This is a genomic window from Phyllobacterium calauticae, from assembly GCF_019991125.1.
GTDB classification, from domain to species: domain Bacteria; phylum Pseudomonadota; class Alphaproteobacteria; order Rhizobiales; family Rhizobiaceae; genus Phyllobacterium; species Phyllobacterium calauticae.
This window is the reverse complement of the sequence record NZ_JAGENB010000002.1, coordinates 957,681-979,091: the sequence shown is the minus strand read 5'-3', so window position 1 is coordinate 979,091 and position 21,411 is coordinate 957,681. Positions and strand designations below refer to the sequence as shown.

Below are 21,411 nucleotides of genomic sequence, written 5' to 3'. Positions count from 1 at the left end.
CTCGCCGGGATACATCGGGGCACCGCCTCACCCCGTGCCGTCCCTGTTCGCGCGGCGGCAGGCAGCGTTTAAGAAACAATAAATTGTCACATCAAATTTGATCGAATGTGATCGGCCCCCGAGGCCATTTGGTAAGATTCCGTTAGGAATTGAGGACTAGTTGGTTGGGCAAGACAAAGGACTTGCCCATGCGCCGCATCATGATGATACCCTTGTTGTTGCTGGCAGGCTGCGCCTCGGCGCCCACCCAGACCAGCAATGTTTGCGCCGTATTCGATCAAAAGGACGGCTTCTTCAACAATTGGTATTCCTACGCCAAGGGCGCGGAAGCGCAATATGGCGTGCCGGTTCCCATTCTCATGGCCACGATCAACACCGAATCCGGCTTTCAGGCCCGGGCAAGGCCACCACGCACCAAATTGCTCGGCTTCATTCCCTGGACGCGCCCCTCAAGCGCCTACGGCTACTCGCAGGCGCTTGACGGCACCTGGGCGGAATTCCAGCGCAGCACCGGACGTTATGGCAGCGGCCGCACCAGTTTTGCCGATGCGGTGTATTTCGTCGGCTGGTATCACGCGCAAAGCAACAAGAAGAACGGCATCCCGCTCAACGACGCCTACAATCTCTACGCCGCCTATTATGCCGGTCCCAAGGAATATGCCCGCGGAACATGGCGCAACAGGCCGGGTGTCGACCGGGCGGCGCGGCGCACGGCCGCCATGGCAAGCCGGTACGCCGCGCAGATGCAGAGCTGCGGACTGTAGAACACGTCTTGTTTGCCAAGGAAAACGGGCGCCCGAGGCGCCCGTTTTCATTTTGACCGGTACAGGTGGACGAAACGACCGCCTGCCCCTTGCTGTCTTACGGCTTCATCGCCGAGTAAGCACCGTTGTGCCAGATATTGATGTCATATTTGGCATCTTTGATATCGCCCTTCTCATCGAAAACCACCGAGCCAATGACCGTATTGACCGGCTTTCCATCCTTGAGCGCCGCGGCAACCTTGACCGGATCATCGCTGCCGGCACGATCGATGCCCTGTGCGAAAGCTTCAACAACCGCGTAGGAGAAAAGCGTGAAACCATCCGGCGTGAAGCCGCTGGCCTTGATCTTCTCAACCGCCGCTTTCGCCTCAGGCCGGGCCTGCGGATTGGCCGGGAATGTGAACATCACACCCTCGCCTGCCGGGCCTGCCACCGCCCAGAATTCCGGCGAGGCAATCGCATCGCCCATCATCAGCTGGAACTTGAAGTTCTGGTCGGCCGCCTGACGCAGGATGAGGCCCGCTTCGGGATGATAGCCGCCGAAATAGACGAAATCGGCCTTTGCTTCCTTCAGCTTGGTGATGAGCGCCGAATAATCCTTGTCGCCGGCGTTGATGCCGTCATACAGCACTTCCTTCAGCCCGCTCTCGTTCATCTTGGCTTTCACCGCATCGGCGAGGCCCTTACCATAGGCGCCCTTGTCATGCAGGATCACGACGCGCTTGCCCTTGTATGTCTTGGCGATCCATGGGCCGACAAATTCACCCTGGCCATCGTCGCGCGTATAGAGGCGCATGATCGTCGACCAGCCCTTTTTCGCTGCGGCATCGGTCAGGTCGGGGTTGGACGACGCCGGTGTCATCATGAGCACGCCAGCCTCGGCATAAACCGCCGACGCGGGGATGCTGGAACCCGAGCATGCATGACCATCGACGAACTTGATCCCTTCGCCGACAATACGGTTGGCAATCGAAACGGCCTGCTTCGGATCGCAGACGTCATCTTCGAACACCAGTTTGATCTGCCGTCCCTTGATGCCGCCCTTTTCGTTGATCGCGGCGGCTGCGGCCTGTGCGCCCTGCTTGAACTGGTCACCGATATTGGCAAGCTGGCCGGTCATCGGGCCTGCGACCGCGATCTTCAGATCATCGGCCAAGGCGACTGGAGCGCCCAAAGCAACGCTCAGTAACGCAGCCTGCATTATTCTCTTCAAAGACATGGTTTTTCCCCTCATTTTTCTTCAATGGTCCGCAAGGACGAGCGAACCGTACTATAAGTAAAAATGAAATGCCACGTCCCGCCAATGCTCATTTAGTATGAAAAATCTGGCCCGGTTTATCGGAACAATACAGCGGCTTTCCCGGCGCATGCCGACTGCGGATTTCACGCGTTTTTCCGGAAATCCCCATGATCAGCAAGTACTTTTGCAGGAACGTGCTTTGCGTTCTCTTCTTCCCGCGGTCGGGAAGCCCGTCTACACGTTCCGCGCTTTCCAAATACGGACTTTGTCCGTCATGCCGTCGTGGTCGCCCAACGGGCGCTCGGGCGGATTGTCCCACCAGTCGGAACGCAATGCCTTCCGCTCGGGATGGCGCGGATAAAAGATCAGATTCTCCGGTTTCGGTGTTTCGCCAACCACGAGAAGACGGACTTCCTCCTCGGTATTGTTGAGAAAACTATGGGCAATTCCGGTGCCCGCCGGAAAACCAACAGCATCGCCCGCCTTCAACCGGCAGAGTTCGCCGTCCAGCCAGACATCGGGCGTGCCCTCGATGACGTAGACGAACTCCTCTTCCGCGCTCTCGGCATGCGGGAAAGATGTCCGCCGCCCCGGCAGGAGGCGCTGGTGATGAATGCCGATCCTGCCGAGCCCGAAATGCCGACCGAAAGCCGCGTTGATGGCGAGCAATTCGTCATCACCCTTGTAGTGGTTTTCATCAGTCCCTTCGATCTCGGACCAATGCGCAACACAGGACGGCCGGTCTTTCGTTGTCATGTCAAACTCCCGATGGAACAAACGGCGCAAACGGGTCGTGTGTTCATGAATCTGGGCGGAATGGTATGGGAGCGGCTATCCGGTTTCAAGCCGTCTGACGATGGCAGGATGCGCATGCACAGCATATGCGGATGTCTGCCGGACGATGGACCGCGGGCGGAAAGCAGCGGCTCCGAACCTTACGAATCGTTAAGAAAAAAACCGTTGCCGCCGCACCGCGTTTCACGCCAATGTAGAAACATTAGAATGATTATAAAGTGGAGTACCTTCCATGGCGGTCAATGGATATTCACCGATGCAGAAGACCCTGCACTGGTCGCTGTTCGTTCTGGTCCTGCTGATTTATGCGCTGACCTATGGCAACGATCTCTTTCCGAGAGGTGATCCCAAGAGGGCCCTGGCGTGGTGGCTGCATATCTCATTCGGCTTGCTGCTCGCCGCACTCGTGTTCTGGCGGGTGGCTTTGCGTGTCGCGCGCGGCGCCCCGGAGCTTCCGCCTTCGATGACAGGCCTTGAGCGTCCGTTGGCAAAGGTCGGGCATCTTTTGCTCTACGCCTTGCTGATCGCCATTCCGGTCCTTGGCATATTGCTCACCTGGTTCAGAGGCGACGCCTTGAGCTTCTTCGGCCTCTTCACCATTCCCACGCCATTTGTTCCCAACAGGGAAACCGCGCGATCGATCAGGGAACTGCACAGCCTTTGCGCCAACGGAATACTCATCCTGGCCGGCATTCATGCCCTGGCCGCACTTTGGCACCGCTTCATCCGCGGGGATGAGGTGATGCAGCGAATGCTGCCGTGATCCGCCAGGGCGGATCACGCGAACATCTGCGGTGGCATCGTTCCATGTCATAGGATTTGCGCCATTGGGTGGTCGTGCCGTGGGCTAAGCCACGCTCACCCTGTTGAGAACTTCGGCGCCGCGCAGCACACGCGAACCCGCTTTTCTCCAGCGGCGGCAATACGGGGCGGTGGCAGAGCTGGTTTTAAACCTGAAACCCCAGAAAGATAAAAAGCCCTCGCGTCTGGAGACACACGAGGGCCCTAATTTATTCCAGCACGCGCTTTTCCAGCACTTTGCTTCATCGTCAGATCAATGCACCACATTCTCGACAGTGGACTGGGGCATGATCCCCTATTCTTCAGTTCTTGAGACGATCATGTCTGTCCACTCCAGGACCGACAAAAGCAAATCCGGCGTGACGCGCCAGTGACGAAAGGCTGCGGCAAACGCTGGGACTCGATCCGCTAGGCCCGTGCAACAACGATATGCGCCTGGATTTTTCCGGAAACCGGCCCATCGCCATACTGCTTCGCAATCGCTTCGGCGGCACGGTCGGTAACGGTCTGCAAGGCCTTCGGGTCGCGGGCTTCGATTTCGTTGCGCAGTGGCGTGCCTTGGCAGTAGGCAATCGCCGCGCTGCGGGCGCTTGGCGCATCGCTTCGGTGTTGAAGCGTCATGATCTCGATGGCTGTGAAGCCCGCCATGCGCAATTCTGCTTCGATCAGCCCGACATCGTGATAGCCGTGCGGCGTCCGGGCGAGGAACCGGGGGGGATCGCTGGGGAAAACGGCGGATGCAGCATCCGTGACGATGCGGGCAAAATCGTTTTCCTCGATGCGATCCCACACGTTGAAGAGAAAGCGGCCGCCAAGTTTAAGGACGCGAAGCGCCTCCCGATAGCCGGAGACCCTGTCGGGGAAGAACATCGCGCCAAACTGACAGACAACCGCGTCGAAACTCTCCTGCTCGAAGGGCAGGCAAAGCGCGTCCGCCTGTCGCCAGGTGATGCGTCCGTCCTGTCCCTGCCGGATGGCAGCTCTGTCGAGCATAGGCTGGTTGAGATCGCTGACGATGTAACTGGCTCTCGCGTCGAGAAGCGGAGCCAGTGCACGCGTGACGACGCCGGTTCCCGCCGCCGTTTCCAGAACGTCGGCAGGAGCAGCGCCTGCGGCCCGCCGGGCCAGGTCAGTTGCATAGGCCTGAAAGATGAGAGGCACCAGACAGGTGTCGTAAATCTCGGGGATGGATCCCGCGAACAGCTTGTCCATGGCAGGCATAGGTGATGATCCTGTCGCGCCTCAGGCTCCGATGGCCAACAATCAGAACTATACATCGGTTGAGCCGCTGATGCCATCAGCGGCCATGCGTCGTTCCCGTCAAGGAACCAATTCCTGTTTTGCCCGTTGCTGTGTGCCGTTGAAGCGGCCATTTCGGGAGAATATCGTCGTGTTGAAGAAAACAAGGGATCCGGAAAAGGATCCAGCAGCGGGAACATCGAAGTCAAAGCTTCTGAGCGTATTGGGACCGGGCCTTATTACCGGTGCGGCGGATGACGATCCCAGCGGTATCGCCACGTATTCTCAGGCCGGCGCGCAATTCGGATTTGCGATAACATGGACCATGCTGTTCAGCTATCCGCTGATGGCCGCCATTCAGGAAATCAGCGCCCGGATAGGACGCACGACGGGCCATGGCATCGCGACAAATCTGCGTACATATTATCCTCCCTGGATTTTGCCGGCCATCGTCGCCCTGCTCTTCATTGCCAATACGATCAACATCGGTGCCGATCTCGGGGCTATGGGCGACGCGGTCGGATTGCTCATCGGCGGCAAGGTCGCACTTTATGTGGTTCTGTTCGCGATTTTCAGCGCCTGCCTGCAGATATTCCTGCAGTACACCCGCTATGTCTCCGTGTTGAAATGGCTGACATTTTCGCTGTTCGCCTATTTCGGGACGGTCATGGTCGTGAAAATCCCCTACGCAGAGCTGGCGCGCGGGCTCTTTATTCCCACCTTTTCGGCAGACACGGCATTCTGGACGACGGTCGTGGCCATTCTGGGCACAACCATCAGCCCCTATCTTTTCTTCTGGCAGGCCTCGCAGGAGGTGGAAGACGAAAGGGAGAGCGCGTCCCGCCAGCCGCTCGTTGATGCACCGGAACAGTCGAAGGGTGCCATCCATCGCATTCGCTGGGATACCTATGTCGGCATGGGCTTCTCGAGCCTGGTCGCCCTGGCCATCATGGTGACGACTGCAGCAACGCTGCACGTGACCGGAAAGACAGACATACAGACATCGGCTGAGGCAGCAGAGGCACTCAAACCGATTGCCGGCCAGTTTGCCTTCACGATCTTTGCGCTGGGCATCATTGGAACCGGCCTGCTTGCCATTCCTGTGCTGGCGGGATCGGCGGCCTATGCCCTGGGTGAAGCCCGCAAATGGCCGATCGGCCTTGCGCGCAAGCCGAAGGAAGCCAAGGCGTTTTACGCAACCATTGCCGCGGCGACACTCATTGGCATTCTCGTTGATTTTTCGCCCATCGACCCCATCAAGGCATTGTTCTGGAGTGCCGTCATCAATGGCATCGTATCCGTCCCGGTCATGGTGATGATGATGTTGATGACGGCCAGAACCGACATCATGAAGAAGAATACCGTAAAGGGTCCGCTTTGCTGGATAGGCTGGCTGGCCACGGCCGTTATGGCTGCTGCCGTGATCGGCATGATCGTGACATCACTCCTGTAAGCACGGATCGATGACAGCTTTCCCGGCTAAACAGTCATTGTTGCGAAAAGAAACGGCTGATAGCCCTCCTGCGCGAAACTTCGGCAGCAGCGGATTGTAGCTCGGGCCGATCTCAAGCCCTTGTCCATCGACATCAATCAACGACCGCAGACGTGCTGTTCGATCCACCCGGCGTTCTCTCGGTTACGGCTTGTCGAAAAGCCCCATCACGGCGATCTGTGCTGTGCCAACACACCGCAGCAGGCTTTCAGATCCCCGGAAGGAATTTGGGGATGCAAGGGTCTCTTCAGACGTCGTTTTCCACTTAGGCGCCAGACCGGAGTCGGCATCGCCCGCCAGTGCCTGAACGATGTAGGTCTTCACCTCATCGGATAGGTTTGCTTTTGCCAGAGTTGTGTCAAAATCCGTCCAAAGACGGGAAGAGCGAATGACGAGCGGGAAATGCCCAAAGTGCGCGCACGAACTGACATCCATCACTGTTCAACAGGTTGATTTGGTGGATGGCACGAAGCATTTGCGCGGCGGGATGTTTGTCTGCCCGCATTGCGATACGGTGATCAACGTTTCACTTGATCCCAGTTTGGTCGCTGCCGCATTGCATCGCAGCTCGAAGCGTCGAACCACCATCTGATGATCTGCGCTTCTGCTCGGGCCATGCCGCGAATGGCCAAAATGGACTAGCTATTGATTGAAATTCGTTGCTAATTGCTCTGATGGCCTGGACAACGGATATCAAACAATGGGCGCGGCGGATAAAGCGCGATGTCGTGGCGCTTTGGATCGCGGCGCGCGATCCGCGAACACCAACGCTGGCAAAGGTCATTGCGGGTTTCGTGGCGGCCTATGCCCTATCGCCGATCGATCTCATACCCGACTTCATCCCGGTCGTGGGATATCTGGATGATCTCTTGATTGTCCCTGCCGGTATCCTGCTGGCGATAAAACTCATACCGGCGCCGTTGATGCAGGAATTCCGCCACGCCGCCGACGAGCGATCCGATCGCCCCACGAGCAAGGCGGGCCTCGCATTCATTCTGCTGGTTTGGGCTCTGGCTGCGCTGGCTCTTGGAGCGTTCGCGTACAGCCATTGGCGGGGATAAGGCCTATGGCGCGGATCGGATGGAGAACGCTTCGACCCGCACTTCACATCCCGGCCCCGCACCTTGAAAAAGATGCTGGACAAACAACCACTTGAAAATGAAGCAAAAACAGGTGGTGCCCCCGGAGAGACTCGAACTCCCGACCCTCTGATTACAAATCAGATGCTCTACCAACTGAGCTACAAGGGCAGCGGCGTCCGATTAGCATAAACCTCCCCGATGTAAAATGAAAAAACAGCACTTGGCGCATTTTTTCCGGTTTTTTTACCTGCACCGCGTTTTGCCAGATCAAGCGCGCCGTGCTAGGCGATACATCCTCGACATGCTCGGACACGCAGGCAGCCATGACCCGGAATATTGAAACCTTTGCTTTTCTTTCCTCCGGAACACCGGAATCCGACGAGGCCATGGCGTCTCTCGTCAATGTCTACGGGCAGACGGCCCCCAAGGATGCCGACGTCATCATTGCGCTCGGCGGCGATGGCTTCATGCTCCAGACGCTGCAGAACCACATGAACCAGGGCAAGATGACCTATGGCATGAATCGCGGCTCCGTCGGGTTTCTCATGAACGAGTACAGCGAGACCGGCCTGAAGGAACGTGTGGAGGCGGCGCAGGCCGAAACCATCCGCCCGCTCAAGATGGTGGCGGAATCGCTGGAGGAAGGCACCGTGACCTCCTTTGCGCTCAACGATGTCTATCTGCTGCGCCAGTCCTATCAGGCCGCGAAGATCAGGATCACCGTCGACGACCAGGTTCGCCTGGAGGAACTGATCTGCGATGGCGTGATGGTGGCAACACCCGCTGGTTCAACCGCCTACAATCTCTCGGCGCAAGGGCCGATCCTGCCGCTCGATGCCCGTTTGCTGGCCCTCACCCCGGTCTCACCCTTCCGCCCGCGCCGCTGGCGCGGTGCGCTGCTGTCGAACAAGGTCACGGTGCGGCTTGATATCCTCGAGCCGGAGAAGCGGCCGGTCAATGCGGTCGCCGATCACACGGAAGTGAAGTCGGTTCTTTCGGTCACCATCGAAGAAGCCTCACAACTGCGCGCAACCATCTTGTTCGACAAGAACCATTCGTGGAATGAACGAATTCTCAAAGAACAGTTCCTTTATTGACAACATTAGATTAAAGTGATGCACAATTGTAACAGACTCTTAAATCTCACGGGACGCGAGAGTTGACTTTTGCTGGCATGAGCCCTAACGCCATTCCTGCAAGACAATGTGCAATACAAAGCACCCATTCCATTGGCAAAAATGACGGACATGTGCGGCATCGACTGCAGATAGAAAGTTAAACCTCCATTGACCACGTTCGCTGATCTGGGCCTTTCGCCGAAAGTGCTCGACGCTGTCGAAGCAGCAGGATACACAATCCCCACTCCGATCCAGGCAGGCGCCATCCCGCATGCGCTGCAGCGCAAGGACGTGCTCGGCATTGCCCAGACAGGGACCGGCAAGACAGCCTCCTTCGTGCTGCCGATGCTGACGCTGCTGGAACAGGGCCGCGCCCGTGCCCGCATGCCGCGTACGCTCATTCTGGAGCCGACACGCGAACTCGCGGCGCAGGTCGAGGAAAACTTCGTCAAATACGGCAAGAACCATCGCCTCAACGTTGCGCTGCTGATCGGCGGCGTCTCGTTTGACGACCAGCTGCGTAAGCTGGAACGCGGTGCCGACGTCCTGATCGCCACGCCCGGCCGCCTGCTCGATCATTTCGAGCGCGGCAAGCTGCTCCTGACCGGCGTCGACATTCTCGTCATCGACGAAGCCGACCGCATGCTCGACATGGGCTTCATCCCCGATATCGAGCGCATCTGCAAACTGATCCCCTTTACCCGCCAGACACTGTTCTTCTCGGCCACCATGCCGCCTGAGATCACCAAGCTGACCGAACAGTTCCTGCATGCGCCGGTGCGTGTTGAAGTCGCCAAGGCGGCGACGACGGCCAAGACCGTCGAACAGCAGCTGGTCAAATCGGGCAAGAAGGATTGGGAAAAGCGCGCCAAGCTGCGCGATCTCATCCGCGCCGAAGAGGATGGCCTGAAGAACGCGATCATCTTCTGCAACCGCAAAAAGGATGTTTCGGAGCTGTTCCGCTCGCTGGTCAAGCATGAATTCGATGCCGGTGCCCTGCACGGCGATATGGATCAGCGCGCCCGCACGACGATGCTGGCCAATTTCAAGGACGGCAAGCTCAAGATCCTCGTTGCCTCCGATGTGGCTGCCCGCGGTCTCGATATTCCCGACGTCAGCCACGTCTTCAATTTCGACGTGCCGATCCATTCGGAAGATTATGTCCACCGCATTGGCCGCACGGGCCGCGCCGGACGCTCGGGCAAGGCTTTCACGCTGGTCACGCCATCCGATGTCAAACATCTCGCCTCCATCGAAAAACTGATCGGCGAAGACATCAACTGGTATGACGGCGATCTCACCACCCTGCCCGTTTCGGAAGAAACCGACGAAGCGCCGCGCCGTGGCCGTAGTGCCCGCGGCAAGAGCGAAAGCAAGCGCAAGCCGCGCAATGACGGCCGCGAGCGCGAACGCCCGCAGTCGGAAATCGACATCATTGCCGCCGCCGAGCGCGCCAAGGAAACCGGCGAACAGCCGGTTGTCGCCGAAGCGCCCGTCAAGAAGACGGCCGAGAAGCCGCAAAAGGCTGCAATCAAGGCTGACAATGAACAGCGCCGCGCCCGCCCTGCCGCTCAGCAGGAACAACCACGGCGCGAACGTGAGCGCGAATACCGCCGCGACCGGGGCGACAATGAACCGTCGCCGGTCGGCTTTGGCGATGATATTCCTGCCTTCATGCTGATCGACACGAAAATCTGAGGTTTTGGTGTGGATTCGCCGGGCGTCGGATGCGGAATCGTTTTCATAAGAGACGGCCACATCCTCTTGTTACAGCGCAAGAAAAGCCCGGAGACCGGCGCCTGGGGCATTCCCGGCGGCAAGATCGACTTTCTGGAAACCGCCGAACAGGCGATCCGGCGCGAGGCGCTGGAGGAAACCGGGCTGGAAGCCGGCGACATCAAATTGCTGGGCCTCAGCGAACAGCTTTTTCATGATGAAAAGCAGCATTGGTTCGGCGTTCTGTTTCAAGCGGAAAGCTTTTCCGGCGAAATGCAGCTGCTTGAACCGGACAAGCACGGCGGTATCGACTGGTTTCCACTCGATAAGCTGCCGGACAGACTGACACTCCCCACCGTTCATGCCCTGGACCTGATCCGTCAAATGGCCTGACAGGCCCGTGGAAGCCCGACAGCGCGGTTCTCGACGTCTATGCCTGCCTTGCCACGCGCAGCGAGGCCTCGTAGGCCCTGCGCGCCCATTCGGTCATAATGTCAGGGTCATCGAACGCATCAGCAGGAACGGACCAATACGGCATGTTGACGATCTTCGACTTGCCTTCATAATTCCAGCGTCGGCAGCCTGCCGCCTCGAAATCCGGCGCGGAAATCGCATCGGCCTTGAGCAGGATTTCGTCGGCCACCTCAAGCGCAATGATCAGGCCATTGTGATAGATGCCCTTGCCGCCAAACATGCGTTTGATGGTGACAGGCCCCAGCCCGGAAAACAGATCGTGAATCGCGTCATTGTCCATGCCCGATTATTGCAGGCGCGCAGGAATACGTCACGCCCAAAAAGCGTTCCGTCCGTCCCGGATAGCGAATTCTGAAAAATCAGGAAGCGGCAGGTGCCAGGGCTTCCGGCTTGGCCGGTGTCAGTTCGACCGACTCACCGCAGCCGCAGGCGGACGTCTGGTTGGGATTGTTGAAGACAAAGCCCGTGCGCAGGGTCGTGACCTCAAAGTCCATCTGCGTTCCCAGGAGATACAGCACCGCTTCCGGCGCAACGAAGACCTTGGAGCCTTCCTTTTCAACGATATCGTCGCCAAGCTTGGCCTCGGTGACGAGGTCGATGGTATATTCCATGCCGGCGCAGCCGCCCTTCTTGATGCCGACGCGAATGCCGAGCGCATTCTCGCGCGTCGCCACGATCTCGCTTACGCGGGCAGCGGCAGCGTCAGTCAACGTCATGACAGAAAAACGACCCATTTCTCATCTCTCTTGGTTCGGATCGTGTAATGATCCGTCTGTACCATAGTTAGTGTTACACAACCGTCACCGCAAGTGTTCAAACTCGTCCCGTCCCAAAAACCCGCACGCAGAAGGCAGAAATCATGAATTACCGCCATCTCATTCTCACCAGCCTTGCCGGTATGGCGCTGAACCTGACGCCTGCACTTGCTCAGGAGACCAAGAAGCCCGAGCCGAAGCAGGAAACCGGAACGAAGCCCGCAGCGGCGCCCGCCGAGGCCACCCCGGAAGCACCTGCCCCCAAGGAAACGGCTGAAGCGCCCAATCAGTCCGTACCGGACTATCTCGACGACCGCAGCACGCCGGAGCAACTGGTCAAATCCTATTACAATGCCATCAATCGCCAGGAATATGCGCGCGCCTACAGCTACTATGCCGAGGAAGGCCATAGCCAGCCGTTTCCGCAGTTCCAGGCCGGGTACGAGAACACCGTCTCGGTGGAATTGCGCCTTGGCAAATCCGAAAGCGAGGGCGCGGCGGGTTCCACCTATTGGAGCCTGCCTCTGGCGATCGAATCGACGCAGAAGGACGGGAAACACACCGTCTACAACGGTTGCTACCGCCTCCGGCTGGCGAATGCCGCCATCCAGGGCGTTCCCTTTGTTCCCTTGTCCATTCTCGACGGCACGTTGCAGAAATTCGAAAAGCCGCTGGATCAAAGCGTTCCGGAAGGCTGCGAAGCGCCCTGAGGGCGCTTCAAAACCAGCTGGCGATGCCGACGATGGCGGCCAGCACGCCCGCCCAAGCAGCCGCCCTGGAACCCCGGGCGTTCTGCCGCGCCTGTTCCAGCGCGGACTCGGCAACGACACCCATGGCCGACCGGGCGTCAAGCAGCCCGGCAATATCCGCTCGCGTCAAAACGACAGTCGATGCCTGCCAATGCCACGCGGCTTTGAGCGCAAAGAAGATCACACCTGCCATACCGAGGCGCACGATCCAGAAAGCACTCATCGCGGACCTCCTGAGGGGCTGTACCGTTAATCGGCGGCCCACGCGCTGCGGCATGGGACACCCCACAGTGACGAGCCGCGACGTATCTGACAATTAGACATTAGGAGAAGATATCAGCCGAAAGCGCAATGCACCCGGAACAGATCAGTACCAGCCGACAGCGACCTGCGCTTCTTCCGACATGCGGTCGGGTGTCCACGGTGGGTCGAAAGTCATGGACACATCGACAAAGCTGACGCCCTCGACGGAGCTGACCGCATCCTGCACCCAGCCCGGCATTTCCCCGGCAACCGGACAGCCCGGCGCCGTCAGGGTCATCTCGATCTTGACGGAGCGGTCGTCTTCAATGTCGATCTTGTAGACGAGGCCAAGCTCATAGATATCCGCCGGAATTTCCGGATCATAGACCGTCTTCAGCGCGCCGATGATATCATCGGTCATGCGGGCGAGTTCATCGGCTGGAATGGCGGAAGCGGAAACCGCGCCGCTCACCGCGGAAGCATCCGGCTTCAGCGTCTCGTCTTTTTCCAGCGTTTCGACTTTGTCGGTCATGGTCATCACCCAAAGAATTTCCGCGCCTTTTCCAGCGCATCGGCGAGAACATCGATCTCGTCTCTCGTATTGTACATCGCAAACGATGCACGGCATGTGGACGTTACGCCGAACCGTTTCAAGAGCGGCTGGGCACAATGTGTGCCCGCGCGCACGGCAACACCCGCCCGGTCGATCACCATGGACACATCGTGCGCATGAATACCTTCGAGCTCGAAGGAGATAATCGCGCCCTTGCCCTTGGCATCGCCAAAAATGCGCAGGGAATTGATCTCACGCAGCCGCTCATGTGCGTAATCACGCAGATCTTCCTCATGCGCGAGAATGGCGGCGCGGCCGATCTTCTCAACATATTCGATGGCAGCGCCGAGACCGATGGCCTGCGCAATCGGCGGTGTCCCGGCTTCGAAACGGTGCGGCGGGTGATTGTAGGTAACGATATCCTCCGTCACCTCTTCGATCATCTCGCCGCCACCCTGGAACGGGCGCATCGCTTCCAGCTTTTCCTTGCGGCCATAAAGAACACCGATACCGGATGGACCGTAAATCTTGTGCCCGGTGAAAATATACCAGTCGCAGCCGAGATCCTGCACGTCGACTGGCAGATGCACGGCGCCCTGGCTGCCATCAACCAGAACCGGAATGCCGCGCGCATGGGCAATGCGGACGATGTCCTTGATCGGCGTCACGGTCCCCAGCACATTCGACATATGGGTGATGGCTACCAGCTTGGTGCGCTCCGTCAGCCGTGCCTCGAATTCCTCGATATGGAACGCGCCCTGCTCGTCGACCGGAACCCAGACCAGCTTGGCGCCCTGCCGTTCCCGGATGAAATGCCATGGAACGATGTTGGAATGGTGCTCCATGATCGACAGGACGATCTCGTCGCCCTCGCCGATATGCGGCATGCCATAGCCATAGGCAACCGTATTGATCGCCTCGGTGGCCGATTTGGTGAAGACGATCTCATCGACCGAACCGGCGTTCAGAAAACGGCGAACGTTTTCGCGGGCCTTTTCATAGGCATCGGTGGCCGCGTTCGACAGGAAATGCAGGCCGCGATGCACATTGGCATATTCGTTCGAATAGGTATGGGTGATCGCGTCGATCACCGCCTGCGGTTTCTGCGCCGAGGCACCGTTGTCGAGATAAACCAGCGGTTTGCCGTAGACTTCGCGCGACAGGATGGGAAAATCGCGGCGGATCGCCTCGACATCATAACCGCTTCGAATGATCTTCGTATCCATGTTGCCCGCGCTTTCCTGCGTTTCAGTCGGGTGTTTCACCTGAAATTGTGCCCGCCGGACCAGCCGGCAGGCAAACGATCAGACATGCGCCGCCAGCCACTTGTCGAGAATGGCTTCCAGAGCCTCGACCAGTGGTTCGCTTTCCAGTTCTTCGATGATCTCAGCCACGAATGCCTTGATCAGCAGGCCGCGTGCATCGCTTTCCGGGATACCGCGCGCCTGCAGATAGAACAGGTGGTTTCCGTCGATCTCGGTCACCGTCGCCCCATGGCCGCAGGCCACGTCGTCGGCAAAGATTTCCAGTTCCGGCTTGGCATCGAATTCGCCGTCATCCGACAACAACAGGGTGTTGCAGGCCATGCGCGCATCGGTCTTCTGGGCGATCTTGTTGACCTTGATCTGTCCCTGGAAAACGCCGCGCGCGCGGTCCGTCACCACATTGCGGATGATCTGCACCGACGTGGTATTCTCGACGAGGTGGCCGAGCGTCATCGTCACGTCCGTGTGGCTGTCGCCGCCGAGCAGGTTGACGCCGCGCAACTGGAAGTCGGAGCCTTCGCCCTTCGACAGCACATGCACTTCCTGGCGCACCAGCTTGCCGCCGGCATTGACGATATAGAGCGTCAGCTTGGCATTGGTGCCGATGGTCGCGGTGAACTGGGCAAGCTGCGTTGCGTCGACACCCTGCTCGCGCAGGATGATCCAGACGATCTGCGCATCGTCGGCAACGGTGACGTTGCTGACACTGGTCGAGAAGCCCTCGCCCGCGCCGCCTGTCTGGCGTTCGATCACGGTTGCCTTGCTGCCCTTGCCGAATTTGACGGCAAAGCGCACGTGGCCCTGTCCGCGCGCCTGCGCATTCTGCAGTTCCAGCGGCGCCTGAAGCTCCGTGCCATCGGCAATGGAGACGGCCCAGCCGTCGGTCACGTAAGCTGCGTTGATCTGGCCGATCGCATCGTCACCGCCACGAATGGCGAGATCGCGGATCACCGATCCGTCAGCCAGTCTGTCGCTGTACTTGGCGAATTCGACACCGGCGACCCGCGGCGATGTCAGCGCCACACCGTTGGAAACCGTTGCAACCGCCGACCCCGGGATGACCGCCGGCAAGGCATTGGTGCCCGCCGTGCCATCATAGGCGGCGACACTGCGCAGAAGCGTGCGCAGATCGGTATAATGCCAGGCTTCGACGCGGCGTGACGGCAGACCCTGCGTCTTCAATGCCTCGATGGCATTGTCACGCGCGCTGACGATTTCCGCATCGCCGGGCAGTTCGCCCATCCGGTCGACGAAGGAGTCGACCAGCGCCGCTTCTGCGCTTGTCGGCTGGCGTCCTGTATGAACATTCATGACGTCGCTCCTCAGGCTGCCTCGCCGATGATATCGGCGTAGCCGTTCTCTTCGAGATGGAGGGCAAGGTTCTTGTCGCCTGACTTGATGACCTGTCCCTTGTAGAGAACGTGCACGCTGTCCGGAACGATATAGTCGAGCAGGCGCTGATAGTGGGTGATGACGATCACGGCACGGTCGGGCGAACGCAGTGCATTGACGCCATCGGAAACGATCTTCAGCGCATCGATATCGAGGCCCGAATCTGTTTCATCCAGCACGCACAGCTTCGGCTCCAGCAGTTTCATCTGCAGGATTTCCGCACGCTTCTTCTCGCCACCGGAAAAACCGACATTGAGCGGACGCTTCAGCATGGCGATATCCATGTCGAGCGAGGCGGCCGCCGTCTTCACCCGGGCAATGAATTCCGGGATTTTCAGCGGCTCTTCGCCGCGCGCCTTGCGCTGCGAGTTCATCGCCACTTTCAAAAATTCCATCGTGGCAACGCCGGGTATTTCCATCGGGTACTGGAATGCCAGGAAGATGCCCTTGGCGGCGCGCTCGGACGGGTCGAGTTCCAGAATGGACTCACCGTTGTAAAGGATGTCACCCGCGGTGACTTCGTAGTCTTCGCGGCCCGCAAGAATATAGGACAGCGTCGACTTGCCGGAACCGTTCGGTCCCATGATGGCCGCCACTTCGCCCGCCTTGACCGTGAGGTTCAGGCCGCGAATGATTTCGGTGTCCGTATCTGCGATCTTCGCATGAAGGTTTCTGATTTCCAGCATTCTATTACCCTTTGAATTCCTCGGGATCAGCCTCGGCGATCCCAACAATAATCTTGTTTGGCGAGTGACGGGCCGATGATGGCCGTCCCATGGCTATCCGACTGAGCCTTCGAGGCTGATGCCGATGAGTTTCTGCGCTTCCACGGCAAACTCCATCGGCAGTTCCTGAATGACTTCCTTGACGAAGCCGTTGACGATCAGCGCAATCGCCTCCTCTTCCGGAATGCCGCGCTGCATCACATAGAACAGCGCATCTTCGGAAATCTTGGAGGTGGTGGCTTCGTGCTCGAACTGCGCCGTGGCGTTCTTCGCCTCGATGTAAGGCACCGTATGCGCACCGCAATCATTGCCGATCAGCAGCGAGTCGCACTGGGTGAAGTTGCGCGCATTCTCCGCCTTGCGGTGCGCGGAAACCTGACCGCGATAGGTGTTGTTCGACTTGCCCGCCGAAATACCCTTGGAGATGATGCGGCTCGACGTGTTCTTGCCGAGGTGCAGCATCTTGGTGCCGCTGTCGATCTGCTGATGACCATTCGAAACGGCAATCGAGTAGAACTCGCCGCGTGAATTGTCGCCGCGCAGGATCACCGACGGATATTTCCAGGTGATCGCCGAACCGGTTTCGACCTGCGTCCAGGAGATCTTGGAATTGACGCCGCGGCAATCGCCACGCTTGGTGACGAAATTGTAGATGCCGCCCTTGCCTTCCGCATCGCCGGGGAACCAGTTCTGCACGGTCGAGTACTTGATCTCGGCATCGTCCAGGGCAATCAGTTCCACGACAGCCGCGTGCAGCTGGTTTTCGTCGCGCTGCGGCGCAGTGCAGCCTTCGAGATAGGACACATAGGCGCCCTCTTCGGCGATGATCAGCGTGCGTTCGAACTGACCGGTATCCCGCTCGTTGATGCGGAAATAGGTCGACAGTTCCATCGGGCAGCGGACACCCTTCGGCACGTAGACGAAGGAGCCGTCCGTGAAGACAGCCGAATTCAGCGTCGCATAGAAGTTGTCGGAAACCGGCACCACGGACGCCAAGTACTTCTTGACCAGTTCCGGATGTTCGCGGATCGCTTCGGAGATCGAGCAGAAAATGACGCCGGCCTTGGCCAGTTCAGCCTTGAAGGTCGTAACCACGGACACGCTGTCGAACACGGCATCCACCGCCACGCGGCCGGACTTGTAGACATTGTCGCTGGCTTCTTCGTCTTCGTCCGAAGGGCTCGGTTCGCCCATCTTGCGCACGCCCGCAAGGATTTCCTGCTCTTTCAGCGGAATTCCCAGCTTCTCATAGGTGCGCAGCAGCTCGGGATCGACCTCGGCAAGCGATGTCGGTCCGGTCTGATTCTTCGGCCCGGCATAATAGACCATGTCCTGGAAATCGATTTTCGGGTAGTTCACCCGCGCCCATGTGGGCTCTTCCATCGTCAGCCAGCGTTCATAGGCTTTCAGACGCCATTCCAGCATCCATTCCGGCTCATTCTTCTTGGCCGAAATAAAGCGGATAATGTCTTCGCTGAGGCCCTTTGGCGCCTTATCCATTTCGATAAGGGTCTCAAAGCCATACTTGTACTGGTCCACGTCCAGGGTGCGGACCTGATCAATAGTTTCCTGCACGGCAGGCATTGGCGTTCTCCATCCTCGCGGGATTCAAGGTCCCGCAGTTGCAAACGTCAAGGCGTGTGTCGTCTTGAATATTTGCCTCAATGTAGTGTGCAATCGCACGATTTAACACCGGTATTCACCGGATTCTTTTGCATTTATCGACTATTTATTGTCGATATCTGCGATAATTCACGCCGCATCGGCAGAAACCGGCTTCGTCCGGTCCCGCCGCGCGACAATTTTTGTCAGCGCCTCAAGGAAAAGCGCAATTTCGTCCTGCGTGGTTTCCGGCGTTGTGGAGACCCGCAGGCCCCCGGTTCCATCGCCAAATCCCATGGCCGCAAGCACATGGCTTGGCCCGACTTTTCCCGAAGAACAGGCAGAGCCTGCCGATAGCGCAATTCCCGCCAGATCGAAAGCGATTTGCACGGTTTCCGCCTTCATATCTGTCAGGCTGAAGAAGGTCGTATTGGCGAGCCGCCCCGCCGCATCGCCATAAATCACCGCATCGGGTGCGATCGCCCGGATGCCGTCCTCGATCCGCTGCCGGTTGGCAAGCCCCCAGCCGCCAGCCAGCAGCTGTTCGCGGGCAACCCGCGCCGCAGCGCCGAAACCCGCTATAACAGGCAAGGCTTCCGTCCCGGCACGGTGGCCCTTTTCCTGTCCGCCGCCGCGCACCAGCGCCTTGGGCATGACCAGATCGGAAACCGCAATGATGGCGCCTACGCCCTTCGGACCGCCGATCTTGTGCGACGAGAGAATGAGATAATCAGCGCAAGCCGTTGCAATATCGAGAGGAATCCGCCCGGCCGCCTGCACCGCATCGACGACAAAAAAGCCACCGAACGCTTTGACAAGCCTGCCGATTTCATCGATGGGCTGCAAGACGCCGGTCTCGTTGTTGGCGGCCTGCACGGCGACCAGCGGCAGACCTTCGCCCTTGTCATGGGCCGCCAGCAGCGTACGCAGCCGCTCAAGATCGAGCAGTCCGTTGCGATCCACCGGAACCGTATCGATCTGGTCGGCGGCAAACTGCCCGCCCGCCAGCACGCAAGGGTGCTCGCTGGCGCTGACATAAAGCCGCGACAGCCGCACAGGCGCCCGTCCCATCATATAATGTGGCGTCAGAAGGGTTGAAGCAGCCTCGGTCGCACCCGATGTAAAGAACACATGATCAGGTTTGGCATTCACAAGAGCAGCCACGTCGCGGCGGGCGCGTTCGAGAATGGCTTTTGAAGCACGGCCTTCCTGATGAACGGACGATGGATTGCCCGTTTGCGCCAAAGCATCGACCACAGCATCGCGCGCTGCCGCAAGAAGCGGCGCACTGGCGTTGTAGTCGAGATAGGCGCGTTTTTGGGCCATACCTGTCGTGATTCCTGTTCTTTTGAACTCAGCGCTGGCAAAAAGCGCAATTTTCTTGAAATTCAACCTCGGACCGGCCTATGAAGCCGCTTCGAGACAAAATCCTACACCAGTTTTGAACGGTTCTAAACTGGTTTTATGGGTGCTGTTGATCGCCGTCAAGTCCGGCTGATCGACAGACGCCCTGTGGCGAAGAGTGGAGTACACATGCCTGAAGTAATTTTCAATGGACCTGCGGGGCGTCTTGAGGGCCGTTATCAGCCTTCGATGGAAAAAAATGCACCGATAGCGATTGTCCTGCACCCGCATCCGCAGTTTGGCGGCACCATGAACAACAAGATCGTCTACGATCTGTTCTACATGTTCCAGCAGCGCGGCTTCACGACATTGCGGTTCAACTTCCGTGGCATTGGCCGCAGCCAGGGCGAATTCGACCATGGCTCGGGTGAATTGTCCGACGCGGCCGGTGCGCTTGACTGGGTGCAGTCGCTGCATCCGGATTCCAAGACCTGCTGGGTCGCCGGCTATTCCTTCGGCGCGTGGATCGGCATGCAGCTCCTGATGCGCCGTCCGGAAATCGAAGGGTTCATCTCGGTCGCGCCACAGCCGAACACCTATGATTTCTCGTTCCTCGCACCCTGCCCCTCATCCGGCCTGATCATTCATGGCGATCAGGACAAGGTTGCACCGGCCAAGGATGTGCAGGGACTGGTCGACAAGCTGAAGACCCAGAAGGGCATCACCATCACGCAGAAGACGATGGTCGGCGCCAATCACTTCTTCACGGGGATGACCGATGAAGTCATCGGCGAATGCTCCGAATATCTCGACCGCCGCCTGAACGGCGAGCTGGTCGAAGCCAAGCCGAAACGTCTGCGTTAAAAAACGCGCTGCACGACGTTGTTGCAGCTATAGATTACGGTGAAGCCCCTATTTGTTGGGGCTCACCACCCCGCCCGAAACAGCCGCATCGCAACCCGTTGTGGTCGGAAATGTCAGCGGCAGGCCATCGAGGGCCCGCACGGCGAGATAGGCCCAGGCCTCCGCCTCCATCGAATCGCCGTTCAGTCCCAATTCCTCGGCGGCAATCACAGCAGCACCCGATTTGACCGCGCCCTCCACAAGATCGGCCATGACGGTCGCATTCTTGCGCCCGCCGCCGCAGATCACCCAGAGCGCCGGTTGTTCCGGCGCATAGGCGCCGGCTTGGAGAATGGCATCGGCGGTCACCCTGGCGAGCGTACGGGCGCCATCGGCCAGTTCCGGATTGCCAAGGTCCTCAAGCGTGAAATCATTGCGGTCGAGCGATTTCGGCGGCTTCAGCGCGAAAAACGGCTTTGCCATATAGCGCGCCACGGCGCCGGCCAGCACCTGGCCTTCGCTGGCAATCATACCGCCCGCATCATAGGCGATTCCCACCTTGTCGGCGACCCACTGGTCGATCAGCGTGTTGCCGGGCCCGGTATCGAAGGCGACGGGATCCCCTGTCGCCGAAACGATCGTGACGTTGGAAATACCGCCAATATTGACGAACACGACCGGCTTGCCCCTGCCAAGCTCGACCGGAACCCTTGCCGCGAGTGCCTGATGATAGACCGGAACCAGCGGCGCCCCTTGCCCGCCATGCACCATATCGTTGGCGCGCATGTCATGGACAACGGGAATGCCTGTCATATCGGCCAGCAACCGCCCGTCACCCAGCTGGACGGTCAGCTGTTCCTGCGGGCGATGCAGAACGGTCTGACCATGAAAACCAATAATATCAATGGCATCAGTGCTTAACTTATAATCCGAGAGGAAGCCGAGCACCGCCTCGCCATGTCGCCGCGTCAGTTCCTGTTCGATGGCGGCAAGACCGCCGGGGCGCTGATCGCGCTTGCGGATGGATTTGGCATCCTCGAGCCCTGCCTCGATCTGCCGCCGGAATGCCGGGTCATAGGCGACGAAGCCCGAAGGTCCGCGCTGCACCGCGTTTCTGCCGTCGGTTTCGATGAGCGCGATGTCGATTCCATCCATGGATGTTCCGCTCATCAGGCCAATTGCCCGCCTTGTCGCTGTCACGTCACACCCTTTCTTGTGA

The 21,411-nt window shown here is 59.0% G+C and carries 23 protein-coding genes and 1 tRNA gene; 9 read left to right on the top strand and 15 right to left on the bottom strand.

Annotated features, from left to right (window positions below):
* The first annotated feature begins 188 nt into the window (after positions 1-188).
* On the top strand, positions 189-764 hold the full coding sequence (locus tag J1W56_RS10665) for a transglycosylase SLT domain-containing protein (protein WP_223613242.1): 576 nt from the start codon (positions 189-191) through the stop codon (positions 762-764).
* 97 nt (positions 765-861) lie between these two features.
* Here the strand turns inward: J1W56_RS10665 and J1W56_RS10660 are convergent, their stop codons facing one another.
* The gene (locus J1W56_RS10660; RefSeq protein WP_374042637.1) at positions 862-1,965 is read right to left on the bottom strand and encodes an ABC transporter substrate-binding protein; all 1,104 of its coding nucleotides are present in this window, start codon (positions 1,963-1,965) and stop codon (positions 862-864) included.
* Between the two features lie 273 nt (positions 1,966-2,238).
* Positions 2,239-2,760 (bottom strand): cupin domain-containing protein, encoded by a 522-nt coding sequence (locus J1W56_RS10655; RefSeq protein ID WP_223613240.1) that lies wholly within the window; start codon positions 2,758-2,760, stop codon positions 2,239-2,241.
* Positions 2,761-3,031: 271 nt separating this feature from the next.
* Here J1W56_RS10655 and J1W56_RS10650 point away from each other — a divergent pair, with 271 nt between their 5' ends.
* Entirely contained in the window at positions 3,032-3,562 is a 531-nt protein-coding gene (locus J1W56_RS10650; RefSeq protein WP_223613239.1) for a cytochrome b, read from the top strand.
* Positions 3,563-4,008: 446 nt separating this feature from the next.
* Here J1W56_RS10650 and J1W56_RS10645 read toward each other — a convergent pair whose 3' ends face one another.
* Positions 4,009-4,821 (bottom strand): class I SAM-dependent methyltransferase, encoded by an 813-nt coding sequence (locus J1W56_RS10645; RefSeq protein ID WP_223613238.1) that lies wholly within the window; start codon positions 4,819-4,821, stop codon positions 4,009-4,011.
* A gap of 172 nt (positions 4,822-4,993) precedes the next feature.
* Between J1W56_RS10645 and J1W56_RS10640 the strand changes: the two genes are divergently transcribed.
* The gene (locus J1W56_RS10640) at positions 4,994-6,292 is read left to right on the top strand and encodes an Nramp family divalent metal transporter (protein ID WP_226904658.1); all 1,299 of its coding nucleotides are present in this window, start codon (positions 4,994-4,996) and stop codon (positions 6,290-6,292) included.
* 183 nt (positions 6,293-6,475) lie between these two features.
* Here J1W56_RS10640 and J1W56_RS10635 read toward each other — a convergent pair whose 3' ends face one another.
* Positions 6,476-6,766: a hypothetical protein gene (locus tag J1W56_RS10635; protein WP_223613236.1), complete on the bottom strand. Its 291-nt coding sequence runs from the start codon at positions 6,764-6,766 to the stop codon at positions 6,476-6,478.
* Between the two features lie 239 nt (positions 6,767-7,005).
* On the opposite strand from J1W56_RS10635, the gene J1W56_RS10630 reads away from it, so the two are divergent.
* Positions 7,006-7,392: a YkvA family protein gene (locus J1W56_RS10630; protein WP_223613235.1), complete on the top strand. Its 387-nt coding sequence runs from the start codon at positions 7,006-7,008 to the stop codon at positions 7,390-7,392.
* A gap of 113 nt (positions 7,393-7,505) precedes the next feature.
* On the opposite strand, the gene J1W56_RS10625 is transcribed toward J1W56_RS10630, so the two are convergent.
* A tRNA-Thr gene (locus J1W56_RS10625) sits at positions 7,506-7,581 on the bottom strand.
* A gap of 155 nt (positions 7,582-7,736) precedes the next feature.
* Between J1W56_RS10625 and J1W56_RS10620 the strand changes: the two genes are divergently transcribed.
* From J1W56_RS10620 to J1W56_RS10610, 3 genes are all read left to right on the top strand, one after another.
* Positions 7,737-8,510, top strand: a complete 774-nt coding sequence (locus J1W56_RS10620) for an NAD kinase (protein ID WP_223613234.1) — start codon at positions 7,737-7,739, stop codon at positions 8,508-8,510.
* Between the two features lie 189 nt (positions 8,511-8,699).
* Positions 8,700-10,229 (top strand): DEAD/DEAH box helicase, encoded by a 1,530-nt coding sequence (locus J1W56_RS10615; protein WP_223613233.1) that lies wholly within the window; start codon positions 8,700-8,702, stop codon positions 10,227-10,229.
* 9 nt (positions 10,230-10,238) lie between these two features.
* A complete protein-coding gene (locus J1W56_RS10610) occupies positions 10,239-10,640 on the top strand; it encodes an NUDIX domain-containing protein (protein ID WP_223613232.1) in 402 nt (133 codons plus the stop codon).
* A gap of 37 nt (positions 10,641-10,677) precedes the next feature.
* Here the strand turns inward: J1W56_RS10610 and J1W56_RS10605 are convergent, their stop codons facing one another.
* Positions 10,678-11,001, bottom strand: coding sequence for a TfoX/Sxy family protein (locus tag J1W56_RS10605; RefSeq protein ID WP_223613231.1), 324 nt, complete (start codon positions 10,999-11,001; stop codon positions 10,678-10,680).
* A gap of 79 nt (positions 11,002-11,080) precedes the next feature.
* Entirely contained in the window at positions 11,081-11,455 is a 375-nt protein-coding gene (gene sufA, locus J1W56_RS10600; protein WP_223613230.1) for a Fe-S cluster assembly scaffold SufA, read from the bottom strand.
* A 125-nt stretch (positions 11,456-11,580) separates the two neighbouring features.
* Here sufA and J1W56_RS10595 point away from each other — a divergent pair, with 125 nt between their 5' ends.
* The gene (locus J1W56_RS10595) at positions 11,581-12,186 is read left to right on the top strand and encodes a hypothetical protein (protein ID WP_223613229.1); all 606 of its coding nucleotides are present in this window, start codon (positions 11,581-11,583) and stop codon (positions 12,184-12,186) included.
* A gap of 7 nt (positions 12,187-12,193) precedes the next feature.
* Here the strand turns inward: J1W56_RS10595 and J1W56_RS10590 are convergent, their stop codons facing one another.
* The 7 genes from J1W56_RS10590 to J1W56_RS10560 all read right to left on the bottom strand — a co-directional run bounded on the left by J1W56_RS10590 (position 12,194) and on the right by J1W56_RS10560 (position 19,331).
* A complete protein-coding gene (locus J1W56_RS10590; protein WP_223613228.1) occupies positions 12,194-12,448 on the bottom strand; it encodes a hypothetical protein in 255 nt (84 codons plus the stop codon).
* Positions 12,449-12,592: 144 nt separating this feature from the next.
* Positions 12,593-13,006 (bottom strand): SUF system Fe-S cluster assembly protein, encoded by a 414-nt coding sequence (locus tag J1W56_RS10585; RefSeq protein WP_404928116.1) that lies wholly within the window; start codon positions 13,004-13,006, stop codon positions 12,593-12,595.
* Positions 13,006-14,247 (bottom strand): cysteine desulfurase, encoded by a 1,242-nt coding sequence (locus J1W56_RS10580; RefSeq protein WP_223613226.1) that lies wholly within the window; start codon positions 14,245-14,247, stop codon positions 13,006-13,008. Before J1W56_RS10580 ends, J1W56_RS10585 begins: the two co-directional genes overlap by 1 nt.
* Before the next feature lie 78 nt (positions 14,248-14,325).
* Positions 14,326-15,597 carry a Fe-S cluster assembly protein SufD gene (gene sufD / locus J1W56_RS10575; protein WP_223613225.1) on the bottom strand — a complete coding sequence of 424 codons (1,272 nt, stop codon included), beginning with the start codon at positions 15,595-15,597 and terminating at the stop codon, positions 14,326-14,328.
* 11 nt (positions 15,598-15,608) lie between these two features.
* The gene (gene sufC, locus J1W56_RS10570) at positions 15,609-16,364 is read right to left on the bottom strand and encodes a Fe-S cluster assembly ATPase SufC (protein ID WP_223613224.1); all 756 of its coding nucleotides are present in this window, start codon (positions 16,362-16,364) and stop codon (positions 15,609-15,611) included.
* Between the two features lie 93 nt (positions 16,365-16,457).
* Entirely contained in the window at positions 16,458-17,987 is a 1,530-nt protein-coding gene (sufB, locus tag J1W56_RS10565; protein WP_223613223.1) for a Fe-S cluster assembly protein SufB, read from the bottom strand.
* Positions 17,988-18,155: 168 nt separating this feature from the next.
* Positions 18,156-19,331, bottom strand: coding sequence for a cysteine desulfurase family protein (locus J1W56_RS10560; protein ID WP_223613222.1), 1,176 nt, complete (start codon positions 19,329-19,331; stop codon positions 18,156-18,158).
* A gap of 138 nt (positions 19,332-19,469) precedes the next feature.
* On the opposite strand from J1W56_RS10560, the gene J1W56_RS10555 reads away from it, so the two are divergent.
* Positions 19,470-20,213, top strand: coding sequence for an alpha/beta hydrolase (locus J1W56_RS10555; protein WP_342588452.1), 744 nt, complete (start codon positions 19,470-19,472; stop codon positions 20,211-20,213).
* 48 nt (positions 20,214-20,261) lie between these two features.
* On the opposite strand, the gene J1W56_RS10550 is transcribed toward J1W56_RS10555, so the two are convergent.
* Positions 20,262-21,392, bottom strand: a complete 1,131-nt coding sequence (locus J1W56_RS10550) for an anhydro-N-acetylmuramic acid kinase (RefSeq protein WP_223613221.1) — start codon at positions 21,390-21,392, stop codon at positions 20,262-20,264.
* Positions 21,393-21,411: the final 19 nt, after the last annotated feature.